We start from the raw sequence: 15,158 nt of genomic DNA on the forward strand, positions 1-15,158 counted from the left end.
GCGAAAGGCCGGATCGAGATCCGGCCTTTCGTATTTTTCATCCCGGCTAGGGGTTCAGAGAATCACGCCGCCGCCTTCTTCGGAGCGAAGCGGCCGTAGAAGGTCTCGCCCTTCGCCGCCATCTCTTCGAGCAATTTCGGCGGGGTGAAGCGCGAACCGTATTTCGCTTCCAGCTTGTGGCAGAGTTCGACGAACTTCTTCGTGCCCATGAAGTCGATATAGGACAGCGTGCCACCGGTGAACGGCGCGAAGCCGAAGCCGAGGATCGAGCCGACATCCGCCTCGCGCGGATCGGTGATGACGTGATCCTCCACGGTGCGCGCGGCTTCCACCGCCTGCACCACCAGGAAGCGCTGCTTCAGCTCCTCGACGTCGAGGGTATCGGGGTCGAGCTGCTTCGGCTGCAGTGCGGAGAGACCCGGCCACAGGCTCTTCTGGCCCTTGCCCTTCTCGGGGTAGTCGTAAAAACCCTTGCTGTTCTTGCGGCCCAGACGGCCCTGCTTCTCGACCAGCTCCACCATCAGCTTCTTCTGATCGGGATTGATGGCGTTGGGGCCGAGGTCGGCTTCCGTTGCCTTCATGATCTTGAGCCCGAGGTCGAGCGCGACCTCGTCCGACAGCGAGAGCGGGCCGACCGGCATGCCGGCCATCTTGGCGCAGTTCTCGATCATCGCGGGCGGCACGCCTTCGAGGAACATCTCGTTGCCTTCGGCGACGTAGCGGCCGACGCAGCGATTGGCGAAGAAGCCTCTGGAGTCGTTGACGACGATCGGCGTCTTGCCGATCTGCCGGACGTAATCGAGCGCGGTCGCGATCGCGAGATCACCGGTGTTCTTGCCCTGGATGATCTCGACCAGCATCATCTTCTCGACCGGCGAGAAGAAATGGATGCCGACGAACCTGCCCTGGTCCTTGAAGGATTCGGCCAGCGAGGTGATCGGAAGCGTCGATGTGTTGGACGCGAAGATCACGTCCGGCTTCATATGCTCCTGCGCCTTGGCAAAGGTGTCAGCCTTGACCTTGCGGTCCTCGAACACGGCTTCGATGACGAGATCGACGTCCTTCAATGCGGAATAGTCCGCGGTCGGCGTGATGCGCGCGAGCAGGGCTTCTGCGTCGCCCGGCTTGGCGCGGCCCTTCTTGATCTGCTCCTCGATCACCTTTTGCGCATGCGCCTTGCCCTTGTCGGCGCTCTCCTGGTCGCGATCGATCAGGACGACGTCGAGGCCGGCACGGGCCGAGACATAGCCGACGCTCGCGCCCATGAAGCCGGCGCCGATCACGGCGATCTTCTTCACCTTGGTCGGCGGCACATCCTTCGGACGGCGCGCGCCCTTGTTGAGCTCCTGCATCGACAGGAACAGGCTGCGGATCATCGCGGCCGCTTCCTTCGAGCGCAGCACCGAGGTGAAGTAGCGCGACTCCACCCGCAATGCGGCGTCGATCGGCAGCTGCAGGCCCTCATAGACGCAGCTCATGATCGCGCGCGCGGCCGGATAATTGTCGTAGGTCTCACGGCGATAGATCGCATTGCCAGCCGGGAACATCATCATGCCGGCCTTGGAGAACACCGGGCCGCCCGGCAGCTTGAAACCCTTCTCGTCCCAGGGCGCGACGGCCTTGCCGCCGCCCTTGATCCAGTCCTTTGCCGCCTTGACGAGATCGGCGGCGGGAACGATGGCGTGGATCAGATTCAGCGCCTTGGCTTTCTCGATCGTGACCGGATCGCCCTTGAGCAGGATCGTCATCGCGTCCTGCGGCGGCACCAGGCGCGGCACGCGCTGCGTGCCGCCGGCGCCCGGGAACAGTCCGACCTTGACCTCGGGCAGGCCAAGCCGCGTCTTGGGATTCTCCGCCGCCACGCGATAATGGCAGCACAGCGTGATCTCGAAACCGCCGCCGAGCGCGAGGCCGTTGATCGCCGCCGCCCACGGTTTGCCGGAGGTCTCGATCGAGCGCAGCACCTGCGAGAAGCGCCGGCTCTGCTCGAACAGCATCTGGTTCGCGGCGGTCTCGCCCTGCTCCTTGAAGACCTTTGCGTAGGCCTGGTTCATGCCTTCGAGCATGGAAAGATCGGCACCCGCGCAGAACGCTTCCTTGGCGGAGGTGATGACGACGCCCTTCACCGTAGCATCCGCCGTGGTCGCCTTGACGATCGCGTCGAGCTCGTTGGTCGAGGTCTCGTCGAGCACGTTCATCGAACGGCCCGGGATGTCCCAGGTCACGAGCGCGATGCCGTCGGAATCGGTCTCAACCTTGAAATTCTTGTAAGCCATGCTGGTTGCTCCCTACCCTTAGACGCGTTCGATGATGGTCGCGGTGCCCATGCCGCCGCCGATGCACAGCGTCACCAGTGCTGTCGCCTTGTTGGTGCGCTCGAGCTCGTCGAGCACGGTCCCGAGGATCATGGCGCCGGTCGCGCCCAGCGGATGGCCAAGCGCGATCGCACCGCCATTGACGTTGATCTTGGCGTTGTCGATGTCGAAGGCCTGGATGTAGCGCAGCACGACGGAGGCGAAGGCCTCGTTGAGCTCGAACAGGTCGATGTCCGACTTCTTCATGCCGGAGCGCGCAAACAGCTTTTCGGTGACGTCGACCGGACCGGTCAGCATCATCGCCGGCTCGGACCCGATATTGGCGAAGGCGCGGATTCTCGCGCGCGGCTTCAGCCCGTACTTGCCGCCGGCTTCCTTGCTGCCGAGCAGAACGGCGCCGGCACCATCGACGATGCCCGACGAATTGCCGGCGTGGTGCACGTAATTGACGCGTTCGATTTCCGGATGCGACTGCACCGCGACGCCGTCGAAGCCGCCCATCTGTGCCATCATCGTGAACGCCGGCTGCAACTGAGCCAGCGACTGCATCGTCGTCGAAGGACGCATATGCTCGTCCTTGGCGAGGATGGTGAGGCCGTTGATGTCCTTCACCGGGACGACCGATTTGTCGAAGCGGCCTTCATCCCAGGACTTCGCCGCCCGCTGCTGGCTCTGCACCGCATAGGCGTCGACATCGTCACGCGAGAAGCCGTATTTGGTCGCGATCAGATCGGCCGAGACACCCTGCGGCATGAAATAGGCCGGCACGGCCATCGACGGATCCATCGGCCAGGCGCCGCCGGAGGCGCCGATGCCGACGCGGCTCATCGATTCGGCGCCGCCGCCGATCACCAGCTCGTGCTGGCCGCTCATCACCTGGGCTGCGGCAAAATTCACGGCATCGAGGCCGGAGGCGCAGAAGCGGCTGATCTGCACGCCCGGCACCGCTTCGCCGAGGCCTGCCTTCAGCGCGGCAAAGCGCGCAATGTCGGAGCCGGCTTCGCCGACCGGATCGACCACGCCGAGAATGACGTCATCGACGGAATCTTCCGGCAGGTTGTTGCGGTCCTTGAGCGCCTTGAGCGGCACAGTCGCGAGCGCGAGCGCGGTGACTTCGTGCAGCGCGCCGTCCGCCTTGCCGCGGCCGCGCGGGGTGCGGACGTGGTCGTAGATGAATGCCTCAGGCATGACGCCCTCCTGATGTGATGATCTTCTGGTCTTGATCTGGTTTTGGACGGGTCGCAGCGAAAGCGGCTTCAGAACGCTTCCGCCGGCAGTTCCATGATGGTGGCGCAGCCGGCCTGGATGCGCGCGAGATTGGCGGCGGTCTCCGGCAGCATCCGCTCCATGAAGAAGCGGCCGGTGACGAGCTTGGTCGAGAGATAGGGGGTCGTCCCGCTCTCGGCAATCTTGATCTGCGTCACCTTCGCCATCTTCGCCCACATGTAGCCGAGCGCGACGAAGCCGAAGAGATTCAGGTAATCGGTCGCGGCGGCACCGGCATTGTCGGGCTTGGCCATCGCGTTCTGCATCAGCCACGTCGTGGCCTGCTGGAGGTGGCCGAGGGAAGCCGACAGCGGAGTAACGTAGGGCTTCATCGCCTCGTCGCCGCCGTTCTCCTTGGCGAAGGCCATGACCTCGCCGAAGAACGCCATGATGGCGCGGCCGCCGTCGCGCGGCAGCTTGCGGCCGACGAGGTCGAGCGCCTGGATGCCGTTCGCGCCTTCGTAGATCATGGCGATGCGGGCATCGCGCACGAACTGCTCCATGCCCTGCTCGGCGATGTAGCCGTGGCCGCCATACATCTGCTGCGCCTGCACCGCGTTGGCGAAGCCATAGTCAGTAAGGAAGCCTTTCAGCACCGGCGTCATCAGGCCCATGTGATCGTCGGCGGCCTGGCGATCCCTAGGATCCTCGGAGCGATGGGCGACGTCGCTCTTCAGCGCGGTCCACATCACGAAGGCGCGCGCGGCCTCGTTGAAGGCGCGGATCGACAGCAGCGTGCGGCGCACGTCAGGATGCACGATGATCGGATCGGCCGGCTTGTCCGGCGCCTTGGCACCTGTGAGCGAACGGCCCTGGATGCGATCCCGGGCATAGGCGACCGCGTTCTGATAGGCCACTTCCGACTGCGCGAGACCCTGCACGGCGACGCCGAGGCGGGCCTCGTTCATCATCACGAACATGCCCTGCATGCCCTTGTTCTCTTCGCCGATCAGCCAACCGACGGCGTTGTCGTAGTTCATCACGCAGGTGGAATTACCGTGGATGCCCATCTTGTGCTCGATCGAGCCGCAGACCACGCCGTTCCGTGCGCCGACCGACCCATCGGCATTGACCATGAATTTCGGCACCACGAACAGCGACACGCCCTTGATGCCGGCGGGCGCGCCCTCGACGCGGGCCAGCACGAGGTGGATGATGTTGGGCGCGAGGTCGTGTTCGCCGGCCGAAATGAAGATCTTGGTGCCCGTGATCTTGAAGCTGCCATCGGCCTGCCGGACCGCCTTGGTGCGGAGCATGCCGAGGTCGGTGCCGCAATGCGGCTCGGTCAGGTTCATGGTGCCGGTCCATTCGCCCGCCACCATCTTCGGCACGTAGGTCTGCTTCTGCTCCGGCGTGCCGTGGACGATCAGCGCTGCGGTCGCGCCCATGGTGAGGCCGCCATACATCGAGAATGCCATGTTGGCGGAGATCTGGAATTCGTTGACAGCCTGGGAGAGCGTCACCGGCAGACCCTGACCGCCGAACTCGGTCGGTGCCGACAGGCCGAGCCAGCCGCCCTCGGCGACCTGCTTGAACGCCTCCTTGAAGCCCTTGGGCGTGGTGACGCTGCCGTCATCGGCGCGCTTGCAGCCTTCGAGATCGCCGACGCGGTTGAGCGGCTGCAGCACCTCTTCGGCGAGCTTGGCAGCTTCGCCGAGAATGGCTTCGCGCACGTCGCTCGAGGCATCGGAGAAGCCGGCCAGATTGTCGTAGCGATCGATCTGAAAGACGTCGTTGAGCAGGAAGTTCACGTCTTCGACGGGGGCTTTGTAGATCGGCATGGTGGTCTCCCGGCAGGCCTTGAAGTGATGATGCTGGATTAGGATTGGGCGGCGGCCAACTGCTCCGCCATCAGGCGGTGCAGCATGTTGATCGCCTTGAGCGGCCGCACCATCACCTTGAAATGCGTGATGCGTCCGTCGCCGTCGAAGCTGATGATGTCGACGCCGTTGATCTCGATGCCGTCGATCATGGTCTTGAATTCGAGCACCGCGCCGCTCTCACTCTTCCATTCGCCGACATAGGTGAAGCCGGGACCGCCAAGCACCTTCTCGGCGCTGGCCAGATATTTGAAGGTGATGTCGCGGCCGCGCTGCGGCGCGTGCACGACGGGGCTTTCGAAGATTGCGTCGGGATGGAGCAGGTCCCAGAGCGCTGCCTGGTCATGCGACTTCATGTAGCCGTACCAGGACTCGAGGCCGGTCATTCAGCTGCCTCCCTAAAGGCTTGCGTAAAAAAACGCGAAAACAACCCCATGCACAGTAGCGCGAAGGTTGATTCCATTGGGGTTTTCGGGGCGGTGTTTGCCCTCGTTGTTGGGTCGCCTCATATGCACATTGACGCATATGCGCCGATGCGCATAAAGTCAAGCCAATTGGTTAAGGTCGAGAACAGGAGGACCGGGTCATGGCTTTGGGCGACGCAATCCTCGCATGCCTGACGGAACGTCCGATGACGGGCTACGAGCTCGCCAAGACATTCGATTCCTCGATCGGCTTCTTCTGGAAGGCCGACCACCAGCAGATCTACCGCGAGCTCTCCAAGCTGCGTGACCGCGGCTACATCCAGGGCCGCGAGGTCGTGCAGACCGGCAAACCCAACAAACTGATCTATACGCTGACTCCGGAGGGCCGAACAGCGCTGCGGCACTGGGCCGCGCGGCCAAGCACGCCCCCCTCCATCAAGGACGACCTCCTGGTGCGGCTGCATGCGCTCGACAGCATCGGCCTCGAGCCCATGCGCACCGACCTGATGGCCCGGCTCGAGCACCACCGCGATCGCCACGAGAACTACGAGCGCATCCTGAAGAAGCGCTTTCCGGAAGGGGCCGCGTCCGGCGTGCTCGACCTCGGTAACCTGCTGCTGCTTCAGCTCGGAGCCCGGCATGAGCAGATGGTCGCCGATTTCTGCGAAGAGGCGCTCGAGGCGCTGTCGGCGATGAGCGCAAACGGCACCGTGGTGCCGCTGGAGGAAGGCAAGCGGGAAGGCAAGGGCTGAGACCGCTGTCGGCTAAAGATTCCCGACTTCGCGGCCGAGGTTCAGCTCAAAGTCGCCGGCGGATCCAATGCCTCGCGCGCGCAGCTTCGCCATGCGCTCTGCTGCGCCTGGCCAGCCGAACGTCGTGAAGAAGGTGTCCTGCGTCGCCTGCAGCTGAGCGGGGTCCGGCAGCCCGTGCTGGTTGATCGTCGCTTTACAGGTGCTCAGCGCCTGCTTGTCGAACGACAGGATGCGCCGCACGAAATTCGCGACGAACTCATCAAGCTGGGCCTCGGGGATGGCGCGGTTGATCCAGCCGTATCGTTCGGCGGTCTCCGCATCGAAATCGTCGCTGCCGAGGATGATCTCCATGGCGCGAGAGCGGCCCACCAGGATCGGCAGGCGTTGAAGCGCCCCGCCGCCTGGGATGAGGCCGCATCCGACCTCTGGCTGGCCGAAGATCGCCTTTTCCCTGCTGGCGAAGCGAATGTCGCAGGCCAGGGTAAACTCGCTTCCACCGCCGCGCGCCCGGCCGCGGATCACTGCAATGCTGAGGACGTTACTCTGAGCCAGCTTGGTGGCCGGTTCGATCCAGCGTGGCGCGCCGAACCGGCTGTGGGGCTCGGCTGTGCTGTAGTGAGCGATGAAGAAGTCCGGGTTGGCGCTCTCGAAGGTCACGACCTTCAACGCATCGTCCGCTTCGATCTCCTCCACCAGGTCGTAGAACTCGTCGTAGGTGCGATCGTCGATCGCGTTGATCGGCGGGTTGTTGAAGGTCACGCGCCAATACCCCGGCGTGGACTTGTCGATGCTGATCCTAGCGGGGATGTCGCTCATGGTTGCCTCCGTTCCGCGGACTTGTTGAAGGAGCCTTGCCTCAGGGGACGATGACGAGCTTCCCGCGCGTATGTCGGCCGGCCAGAAGCTCGTAGGCGGCGGCGAGCTGGTCGAAGCCATAGGCCGCGCTCACGGAAGCGCGGATGGCGCCGGTGTCGATCAGGGCCGCGATCTCCGCCAGTTGAGCGCCGTCCGGCCGGGTGAGAGGGCCGTGGAACTCCGCCTTTCGGGCAGCGGCGCGCGCGATGAACGGTCGAACGGCCGCCGAAGCTTGCTCGGCCACGGGAGGCGGGAAGCCGATTTCGCGATAGCTCTGGGCGTCGGCGGTGCGCACGAGACCGACATAGCGGCCGCCTTCGCGCAGGGTGTCGATGCCACGCTCGGTCAGTGGACCGCACACACCGTCATAGACCACATCGAACGGGCCGGCAGCCTCGAAGCTTTCGGCTGTGTAGTCGATCGTGCGGTCCGCTCCGAGCCCGGCCATGAACGTCTGGCTGTTCGGTCCGCCCGTCGCAACGACGTAGGCCCCGAGGTGCTTGGCGAGCTGGATGGCGAAGGCGCCGACGCCACCCGCCCCTGCCTGGATCAAGATGCTTTCGCCGGCCTTGAGCCGGGCGCGCTCCACAAATGCCTGCCAGGTGGTCAAGGCGACGGTCGGCAGGCTCGCCGCCTCCTCGAACGAAAGGGTGCGCGGCTTGTGGGCCAGGAGATTCAGTGGAACGGCTGCGCGCTCGGCATAGGCGCCGGGACGCCGGTTAGGCAGGCGGGCGTAAACCTCGTCACCTGCCTTGAACGCCGCGCCCGAGGGCGCGGAGACAACAACGCCCGCGACGTCGTAGCCCATCACCTGCGGAAAGGTGAATGGAAAGGCGGCATGGAACAGACCCTGGCGCATGGCGACCTCGACGGGATTCGCACCGGCGGCCCGAACCTCGATCATTGCCTCGTCGGCGCCCGCAACGGGGTCGCTGACCTCCCCGTAGGTGACCACCGAATTGTCGCCGTAGCCGTTGATGTACGCTGCCCGCATTTCATACTCCTCGCGCTAGGTCGCCTGACCTGTTAGTCTCATTATTGAACTTTTACTGACATGAATGATCGTTGGCAAGCCCTCGTCGCGGCGCCGGCGTGAACCAGAGCGTTTTCGAGCGAAATGGAGGCCGGTTTGCGTGAAGAAAACGCGTCAAACGAGACTCTAGAACCGATAAAGCTCTAGAGGTTGCCGGCCCGAGCCTTCGGCTTGCCCGCGGCGCGCCGGCGCAAGCGAATATCGGCAAGCGTGATCTCGCGCCCAAGGGAGGAGCGGACCTTTATCGGCTCCAGTTCGCTGCCGTCGATGCCGTCAAGCATTCGAATGGGGGGCGGATCGGGCCGGAATAGCCATCGGTCGCCCCATTGGCGAAGTGCGATGATGGTCGCAAAGAGATCCTCGCCCATCTCGGTCAGAACGTACTCGTGCCGCCGCGCTTCCTCGGTGATGGGCCGGCGTTCGAGAATGCCAGAGGCGACGAGTTTCTTCAGGCGGGCGGTCAGTAGATTCCGCGACATCTCCAGCTCCTTCTGGAAATCGTCGAATCGGGTCGTGCCCCCGAAGGCCTGGCGCAGGATCATCAAACTGCCCCAGTCGCCGATGACGTCAACGGAGCGGGCCATGGGGCACTCGTACGAGGCCCAACTTTTCCGCTGCATGGACTGATCTCCTTCGCCGGTGTCGTCTGGGCAGGAATTAAGGCCCGATGCGAGAACCGACAAGGGTGCCACAAACTCCTGCCGCGTGTCCTTGGACGCGATCGGGATCTAAGTCCAATGCCATTGACGGTTTGGGTACAGCACCTAGCTCGGCAAATTGTCAGTCATTCCGGGCGGCACCTCGCCTTGCTCCGAGCGTTCGGCCAGAAGTTGCTTTCGGCCTCGTACCAGAAGGTGTCCATTTTCCCGCTGGACTCGCCGGCACCCTCCAGATCTCACAAGCGCGTTTGCGAACTTCTTCTTCGGTCAGACCAGCCATTCTGAGCCATCCTTTGGTCGCTGAAGTTCCGAGCTGCTAGCACCCGGAGAGTTCCTGGCAATGCGAGATTCCGATCGCATCCGACGGGCTGGGGAGCACAGCGCCCCCGCCCAACTTTAAGACACCGTCAACGGGTTCCTTAACCCGTTATTTACCGTAACAGACAAAAGTCGGTTTTCGAGGCAGACGACCCGCGCCAAATCCGATTGTCTTTCAACCGGCACGCGAGGGGAGACTGGAGGCGCCGGGTGGGGCGCCGGAGTCGGAACCGGACAGAGTCATGAATTCGCGCGTATCGTGGAGTGTTGACGGCATCGATCCATCCGTCCGGGAGCGGGCCGAAGCTGCTGCGCGTCGCGCCGGCATGTCACTCAACGATTGGCTGAATTCCACGCTCGGCGAGACCGCCCCGCCGAACTTTCGCGGACTTTACGACCAGCGTCCGCAAGCCCAGCACGTTCCGAGTCAAGCACCGAGTCACGCGCCGAGCCAGGAAAGCCGCGAAGTCGCCGACATCCACCAGCGGCTCGATGCCATCACCCAGCAGATCGAACGGATTTCAAAACCCGCGCCGCGCCAAGATCCTTCGCGGCAAGACACTTCGCGACAGGACGTCTCGCGTGAGCAGGGCGTTGCGCGCCAGCTCAACGATGCGATCTCGCGGCTCGATGCAAGGCTGTCGCAAATTTCGAAGCCGCAGCAGGCTCCGGCACCGCGACAGGCCCCCGTTGAAATGCGCCAGCGCCAGGCCGATGCAGTCGAGCGCGCGGCAGCGCAGGTCTATCGCAGCTCACCGCCCCTGAGCCCCGCTTCGTTCGACGTCGCCGTCGCCGAGATCACGGCACGGCAGAGCGAGCTCGACGGCTTTACGCCCAGGCAGATGCCGCCGCGCGCCGCACCGCCGATCGCGCCTGCGGCAGCTCCTTACGCACCCGCGATGGCGCCGCCCGCGCCTGCCTACGCTCCGCCGCCACCGCAGCCGGGGCCGGATTTCTCTGCGCTCGAGCGCCATCTGCTCAAGATCACGAGCCAGATCGAATCGCTGCAGCGCCCTGACAATACCGAGCAGGCGATCAACACGTTCCGCAGCGAGCTTGCGGAGATCCGCAACGCCATCACCGAGGCGATGCCGCGCCGCGCGATCGAATCGATCGAGAACGAGATCCGCTCGCTGCATCGGCGCATCGACGAGACCCGCTCCAACGGCACCGACGGTCAGGTCCTGTCCGGCATCGAGCACGCGCTGTCCGAGATCAAGCAGGTGCTGCGCACGCTGACGCCGGCCGAGCAGCTCACCGGTTATGACGAGGCGATCCGCAATCTCGGCGCCAAGCTCGATCTGATCCTGCGCGCCAATGACGATCCGTCCACGGTCCGCCAGCTCGAAGGCGCGATCTCGGCGCTGCGCGGCATCGTCTCCAACGTCGCTTCCAACGAAGCGCTGGCCCGGCTCTCGGACGACGTGCAGCTGCTGTCGTCCAAGGTCGACCAGGTCACCCGCGCCTCGGGCAACGGCGACAGTTTTGCGGTGCTGGAGCAGCGCATCGCGGCGCTCACCGCCGCTCTGGAAACACGCGAGCGCCCTCAGCCCTCCGAGAGCAGCGAGCATCTCGAAAGCGCGATCCGCGCCCTGTCCGACCGTTTCGATCGCATGCAGGTCGGCAACGACTCGGCTTCGACCTTTGCTCATCTTGAACAGCGGGTGTCGTATCTGCTGGAGCGGCTCGAGGCCGCCGCCGATCCGCGCAACGGCAATTTCAGCCGCGTCGAGGACGGGTTGCACGACATCCTGCGCCACCTGGAGCGGCAGCAGGCGACCTATTCCGCGCTCGCCGAGAGCCGCAACTCCGCGCCGCCTGCCGATTCCGGCATGGTCGATCTCGTCAAGCGCGAGCTCTCCGACATCCGCTTCAGCCAGGCCGAAACCAACCGGACCACCCAGGATTCGCTGGAGGCCGTCCACAACGCGCTTGGCCACGTCGTCGATCGTCTCTCGATGATCGAGGGTGATCTTCGCAATGTGCGCACCGCGCCGCCCGCCGCCTCTGCGCCGCAGCCGATGCCGATGCCGATGGCCGCTCCCATGGCGCCCGCGCCGATGGCGCGCGAGCAGCGGCCGCAGCAACAGCAGCACCCGAAATACGATCCGAAGCCCGAGCTGCCCAATCCGGCCGCCGCGCAGGCGGCGCAAGCCGCCTTCGCCGCCGCGCCGCGCGAATTCCATGCCGCCGCGCCGGCAGCGCCGCCGCCGATGCCGATGCCAATGGCGCCGCCGCTTCCGCCACGCGCGATCAGCGAAATCCTGGAGCCGCATACGGCGCCCCCGCGCGCCGCGCTTGCGCCCGAACTGCCGCCGGATCACCCGCTCGAGCCCGGCACCCGGCCGGGTGCACGCATCGCCACGCCGTCGGAGCGCATTGCCGCGTCCGAAAGCGCAATCAGCGAAATCCCGGCCGCGCCGAAGGAGCCGGTATCGTCGTCGAGCTTCATCGCCGCCGCGCGCCGCGCAGCCCAGGCCGCGGCCGCGCAGCCGCCCGAAAAGCCGGCCCGTGGCGCCAAGGCCGCAATCGCCCGCGCCAAGGACAAGGGCCAGGAAGGTGGCTCGACCATCACCTCGAAAATCCGCTCGCTGCTGGTCGGCGCGAGCGTGGTCGTGATCGTGCTCGGCACCTTCAAGATGGCGATGAACCTGCTCGATGGCAGCAGCCCGTCGTCGTCGCCGCAGGCGATGGAGAATACGTCGAGCGAGCCCGCCCCGCGAGCCCCGCCGCCCGTTGAGAGCAAGCCCGCCGCGCCAGAGCAGGTCACGCCCTCGATGACCTCGCCGACGCCGATCGGAAAGCAGTCGCAGAACAATGCCGCGCCGGGGTCCGTGACGAGCCCGAGCGGCACCGCTTCGGTCGAAATCCCGCAAACCGCGGCGCCAACCCCGCCTGCGGCCTCCAACGACGTCACCGGCGCGCTGTCGGGCACGAGCCGCGCGAAACTCGCGATGATCCAGGTGCCGCCGGGCGAAAAGCTGCCTGACGGCATCGGTGGCCCCGCCTTGCGCACCGCCGCGATCAAGGGCGATGCGACCGCGGCCTACGAGATCGGCGTGCGCTTTGCCGAGGGCAAGGGCGTGGCCGCGAATTACGACGAAGCCGCCAAATGGTACGACCGTGCGGCGCAGGCCGGCGTGGTGCCCGCGACCTTCCGCCTCGGGACGCTCTACGAAAAGGGTCTCGGCGTGAAGAAGGACGCCGACATCGCCCGCCGCTACTACACGCAAGCCGCCGAGCGCGGCAACGCCAAGGCGATGCACAATCTCGCGGTGCTCGATGCCGACGGCGGCGGACGCGGCGCCAATTACAAGAGCGCGGCACTGTGGTTCCGGAAGGCCGCCGATCGCGGCGTCGCCGACAGCCAGTTCAACCTCGGCATCCTCTATGCCCGCGGCATCGGGGTGGAGCAGAACCTCGCCGAGTCCTACAAATGGTTCACCCTCGCCGCCGCCCAGGGCGACGCGGACGCAGCAACCAAGCGCGATGACGTCGCCAAGCGTCTCGACCCGCAGTCGCTCGCGGCCGCCAAGCTCGCGATCCAGACCTTCAGCGCCGAGCCGCAGCCCGACGACGCCGTCAATGTTGCGGCCCCGAACGGCGGCTGGGACAGCGCCCCGCAGGCCAACGCGAAGCCTGCGCCGAAGCCGGTTGCCGCCAAGCGCGCGGCCTCGGCGGTGCGCTGAGAGCGGTCGCTCAATCGTCTCTGACGAAAAATCTCGCCTCGTCGTCCTGGCGAAAGCCAGGACCCATTACCACAAGCGATCGTTGTTGGAGGACGGTGTGGCCACAGCCTGCCGCGATAACGACCAGTCGGGATAATGGGTCCTGGCTTTCGCCAGGACGACTTTGGAGGAGCCACGGCGTCCTCGATCACCCTCCTCACCGCAGCCATTCACCACGCCCGAAATTCCTGGTCCCGCCCGCCGCCGAATTCCGCTATTGAGAGGCGCGGCAATCGTTCTGCCCTCCTGCGAGCATTCCGCGCAATCGATCCGTCTCGCGGGAAGCGTGGTCTCTCGATGCAGCTCTATCTCCCGATCGCCGATCTTCCGGTCAACGTCTTCCTCGTGCTGGCGATGGGCGCGGCGGTCGGCTTCGTCTCCGGCATGTTCGGGATCGGCGGCGGCTTCCTGATGACGCCGCTTTTGATCTTCATCGGCATCACGCCGGCGGTCGCGGTCGCTTCCGTCGCGAGCCACATCGCGGCCTCGTCCTTTTCCGGCGCGCTCGCCTATTGGCGTCGGCGCGCGATCGACCCCGCGCTGGCGAGCGTGCTGTTGTGCGGCGGCGTGACCGGGACGGCGCTCGGCGTGTGGACCTTCACGCAGCTGCGCGCGCTCGGCCAGCTCGATCTGATGATCGCACTGTCCTATGTCGTGCTGCTCACCACCGTCGGCAGCCTGATGTTCTCCGAAGGCCTGCGCGCTTTGATGCGGACCCGGCGCGGCGCGCTGCCGCCGCGCCGGACCCATAACTGGATTCATGGCCTGCCGCTGAAGATGCGGTTCAAGCGCTCCAAGATCTACCTCTCGGTCATTCCGGTGGTGATCGTCGGCATCCTGATCGGCTTCATCGGCGCCATCATGGGCATCGGCGGCGGCTTCATCCTGGTGCCGATCATGATCTACCTGCTGCGGGTGCCGACCTCGACGGTGATCGGCACCTCGATGGTCCTGACGCTGGTCACGATGCTGTTCGCGACCCTGCTCCATGCGGTGACCAATCATTTGGTCGACGCCGTGCTGGCGCTGATCCTGATGGTCGGCGGCGTCACCGGTGCGCAGTTCGGCGCACGCGCCGGCCAGAAGATCCGCGGTGAGCAGTTGCGGCTGCTGCTCGGCCTGCTGATCCTCTCGGTCGGTGTTCGCTTCGCGATCGAGCTGGTGATCCGGCCCGAAGACCTCTTCACCATCCGCGAGCTGGGGGTGAATGGATGATGCGTATAGCTCTCGCGGTCCTGCTCGTTGTGCTGCTCGGCTCCGCTGCGCGCGCCGAGCGGCTGATCGTGTCGGTCTCCAACCATCGCGTCACGGTGACGCCGAACTATTCCGGCGAGGAGCTCGTGCTGTTCGGCTCGGTCGAGAAGGATGCCTCGACGCCCGTCGACCGCAGGACCTACGATCTCGTGGTCACGGTGATGGGCCCGCGCGCCGACATGGTGACGCGGCGCAAGGAGCGCACTTTCGGGATCTGGATCAACACCGACTATCGCCAGTTCCTGGCGGTGCCGAGCTATCTCGCACTGTTCGCCAACCGCCCGTTCGACGTCATCACGTCGCCCGAGATCGCGCGGCGCCAGCAGATCGGGCTCAACAACGTGCTGCTGACCCAACGCGTCAGCGGCGACTATGCCGACGTGGTGCCGAACGACGCGTTCCGCTCCGCCTTCATCCGCCTGCGAACCCAGCGCGGTCTTTACCGCGAGGATCCGAGCGCGGTGACGTTCCTGACGCCGACGTTGTTCCGTACCGGCATTCCCCTGCCGGCGGAGGTGCCGATCGGCACCTATGAGGTGGAGATCAAGCTGTTTGCCGACGGCGCGTTCATCGGCAAGACCGAGACCGCGTTCGAGATCGTCAAGGTCGGCTTCGAGCAGTTCGTCGCAACGACGGCGCGGCAGAACGGGCTGATCTACGGCCTCGTCACTGCCGCGATGGCGCTGATGACGGGCTGGATGGCGTCGATCGTGTTTCGGAAGGATTGACCTTC

The 15,158-nt window shown here is 65.3% G+C and carries 11 protein-coding genes; 4 read left to right on the forward strand and 7 right to left on the reverse strand.

What is annotated here, in order from left to right:
• Positions 1–62 precede the first annotated feature (62 nt).
• From ACVIN2_RS17460 to ACVIN2_RS17475, 4 genes are all read right to left on the reverse strand, one after another.
• Entirely contained in the window at positions 63–2,276 is a 2,214-nt protein-coding gene (locus ACVIN2_RS17460; RefSeq protein ID WP_456766478.1) for an FAD-dependent oxidoreductase, read from the reverse strand.
• An 18-nt stretch (positions 2,277–2,294) separates the two neighbouring features.
• The gene (locus ACVIN2_RS17465; protein ID WP_027570024.1) at positions 2,295–3,503 is read right to left on the reverse strand and encodes an acetyl-CoA C-acetyltransferase; all 1,209 of its coding nucleotides are present in this window, start codon (positions 3,501–3,503) and stop codon (positions 2,295–2,297) included.
• Between the two features lie 68 nt (positions 3,504–3,571).
• Entirely contained in the window at positions 3,572–5,362 is a 1,791-nt protein-coding gene (locus ACVIN2_RS17470) for an acyl-CoA dehydrogenase C-terminal domain-containing protein (RefSeq protein ID WP_456766479.1), read from the reverse strand.
• A gap of 38 nt (positions 5,363–5,400) precedes the next feature.
• Positions 5,401–5,787: a nuclear transport factor 2 family protein gene (locus tag ACVIN2_RS17475; protein WP_456766480.1), complete on the reverse strand. Its 387-nt coding sequence runs from the start codon at positions 5,785–5,787 to the stop codon at positions 5,401–5,403.
• Positions 5,788–5,987: 200 nt separating this feature from the next.
• Here ACVIN2_RS17475 and ACVIN2_RS17480 point away from each other — a divergent pair, with 200 nt between their 5' ends.
• A complete protein-coding gene (locus ACVIN2_RS17480; protein ID WP_456766481.1) occupies positions 5,988–6,578 on the forward strand; it encodes a PadR family transcriptional regulator in 591 nt (196 codons plus the stop codon).
• 12 nt (positions 6,579–6,590) lie between these two features.
• Here ACVIN2_RS17480 and ACVIN2_RS17485 read toward each other — a convergent pair whose 3' ends face one another.
• From ACVIN2_RS17485 to ACVIN2_RS17495, 3 genes are all read right to left on the reverse strand, one after another.
• The gene (locus ACVIN2_RS17485) at positions 6,591–7,394 is read right to left on the reverse strand and encodes an enoyl-CoA hydratase/isomerase family protein (protein ID WP_456766482.1); all 804 of its coding nucleotides are present in this window, start codon (positions 7,392–7,394) and stop codon (positions 6,591–6,593) included.
• Between the two features lie 40 nt (positions 7,395–7,434).
• On the reverse strand, positions 7,435–8,427 hold the full coding sequence (locus ACVIN2_RS17490; RefSeq protein WP_456766483.1) for an NADP-dependent oxidoreductase: 993 nt from the start codon (positions 8,425–8,427) through the stop codon (positions 7,435–7,437).
• 182 nt (positions 8,428–8,609) lie between these two features.
• Positions 8,610–9,050 (reverse strand): winged helix-turn-helix transcriptional regulator, encoded by a 441-nt coding sequence (locus ACVIN2_RS17495; protein WP_456766484.1) that lies wholly within the window; start codon positions 9,048–9,050, stop codon positions 8,610–8,612.
• Between the two features lie 635 nt (positions 9,051–9,685).
• On the opposite strand from ACVIN2_RS17495, the gene ACVIN2_RS17500 reads away from it, so the two are divergent.
• From ACVIN2_RS17500 to ACVIN2_RS17510, 3 genes are all read left to right on the forward strand, one after another.
• Positions 9,686–13,132 (forward strand): hypothetical protein, encoded by a 3,447-nt coding sequence (locus tag ACVIN2_RS17500; RefSeq protein WP_456766485.1) that lies wholly within the window; start codon positions 9,686–9,688, stop codon positions 13,130–13,132.
• A 336-nt stretch (positions 13,133–13,468) separates the two neighbouring features.
• Positions 13,469–14,386, forward strand: coding sequence for a sulfite exporter TauE/SafE family protein (locus ACVIN2_RS17505; RefSeq protein WP_456766486.1), 918 nt, complete (start codon positions 13,469–13,471; stop codon positions 14,384–14,386).
• Positions 14,383–15,153 (forward strand): TIGR02186 family protein, encoded by a 771-nt coding sequence (locus tag ACVIN2_RS17510; protein WP_456766487.1) that lies wholly within the window; start codon positions 14,383–14,385, stop codon positions 15,151–15,153. The genes ACVIN2_RS17505 and ACVIN2_RS17510 overlap by 4 nt, the downstream gene beginning before the upstream one ends.
• Positions 15,154–15,158 lie beyond the last annotated feature (5 nt).

This window comes from Bradyrhizobium sp. USDA 3650, from assembly GCF_054057395.1.

Bases quoted from the DNA above. Each gene is read 5' to 3' on its own strand.
- ACVIN2_RS17470 (WP_456766479.1), bottom strand. From the start codon at position 5,362: ATGCCGATCTACAAAGCCCCCGTCGAAGACGTGAACTTCCTGCTCAAC.
- ACVIN2_RS17485 (WP_456766482.1), bottom strand. From the start codon at position 7,394: ATGAGCGACATCCCCGCTAGGATCAGCATCGACAAGTCCACGCCGGGG.
- ACVIN2_RS17475 (WP_456766480.1), bottom strand. From the start codon at position 5,787: ATGACCGGCCTCGAGTCCTGGTACGGCTACATGAAGTCGCATGACCAG.
- ACVIN2_RS17495 (WP_456766484.1), bottom strand. From the start codon at position 9,050: ATGGCCCGCTCCGTTGACGTCATCGGCGACTGGGGCAGTTTGATGATC.
- ACVIN2_RS17465 (WP_027570024.1), bottom strand. From the start codon at position 3,503: ATGCCTGAGGCATTCATCTACGACCACGTCCGCACCCCGCGCGGCCGC.
- ACVIN2_RS17505 (WP_456766486.1), top strand. From the start codon at position 13,469: ATGCAGCTCTATCTCCCGATCGCCGATCTTCCGGTCAACGTCTTCCTC.
- ACVIN2_RS17460 (WP_456766478.1), bottom strand. From the start codon at position 2,276: ATGGCTTACAAGAATTTCAAGGTTGAGACCGATTCCGACGGCATCGCG.
- ACVIN2_RS17500 (WP_456766485.1), top strand. From the start codon at position 9,686: ATGAATTCGCGCGTATCGTGGAGTGTTGACGGCATCGATCCATCCGTC.
- ACVIN2_RS17490 (WP_456766483.1), bottom strand. From the start codon at position 8,427: ATGCGGGCAGCGTACATCAACGGCTACGGCGACAATTCGGTGGTCACC.
- ACVIN2_RS17480 (WP_456766481.1), top strand. From the start codon at position 5,988: ATGGCTTTGGGCGACGCAATCCTCGCATGCCTGACGGAACGTCCGATG.
- ACVIN2_RS17510 (WP_456766487.1), top strand. From the start codon at position 14,383: ATGATGCGTATAGCTCTCGCGGTCCTGCTCGTTGTGCTGCTCGGCTCC.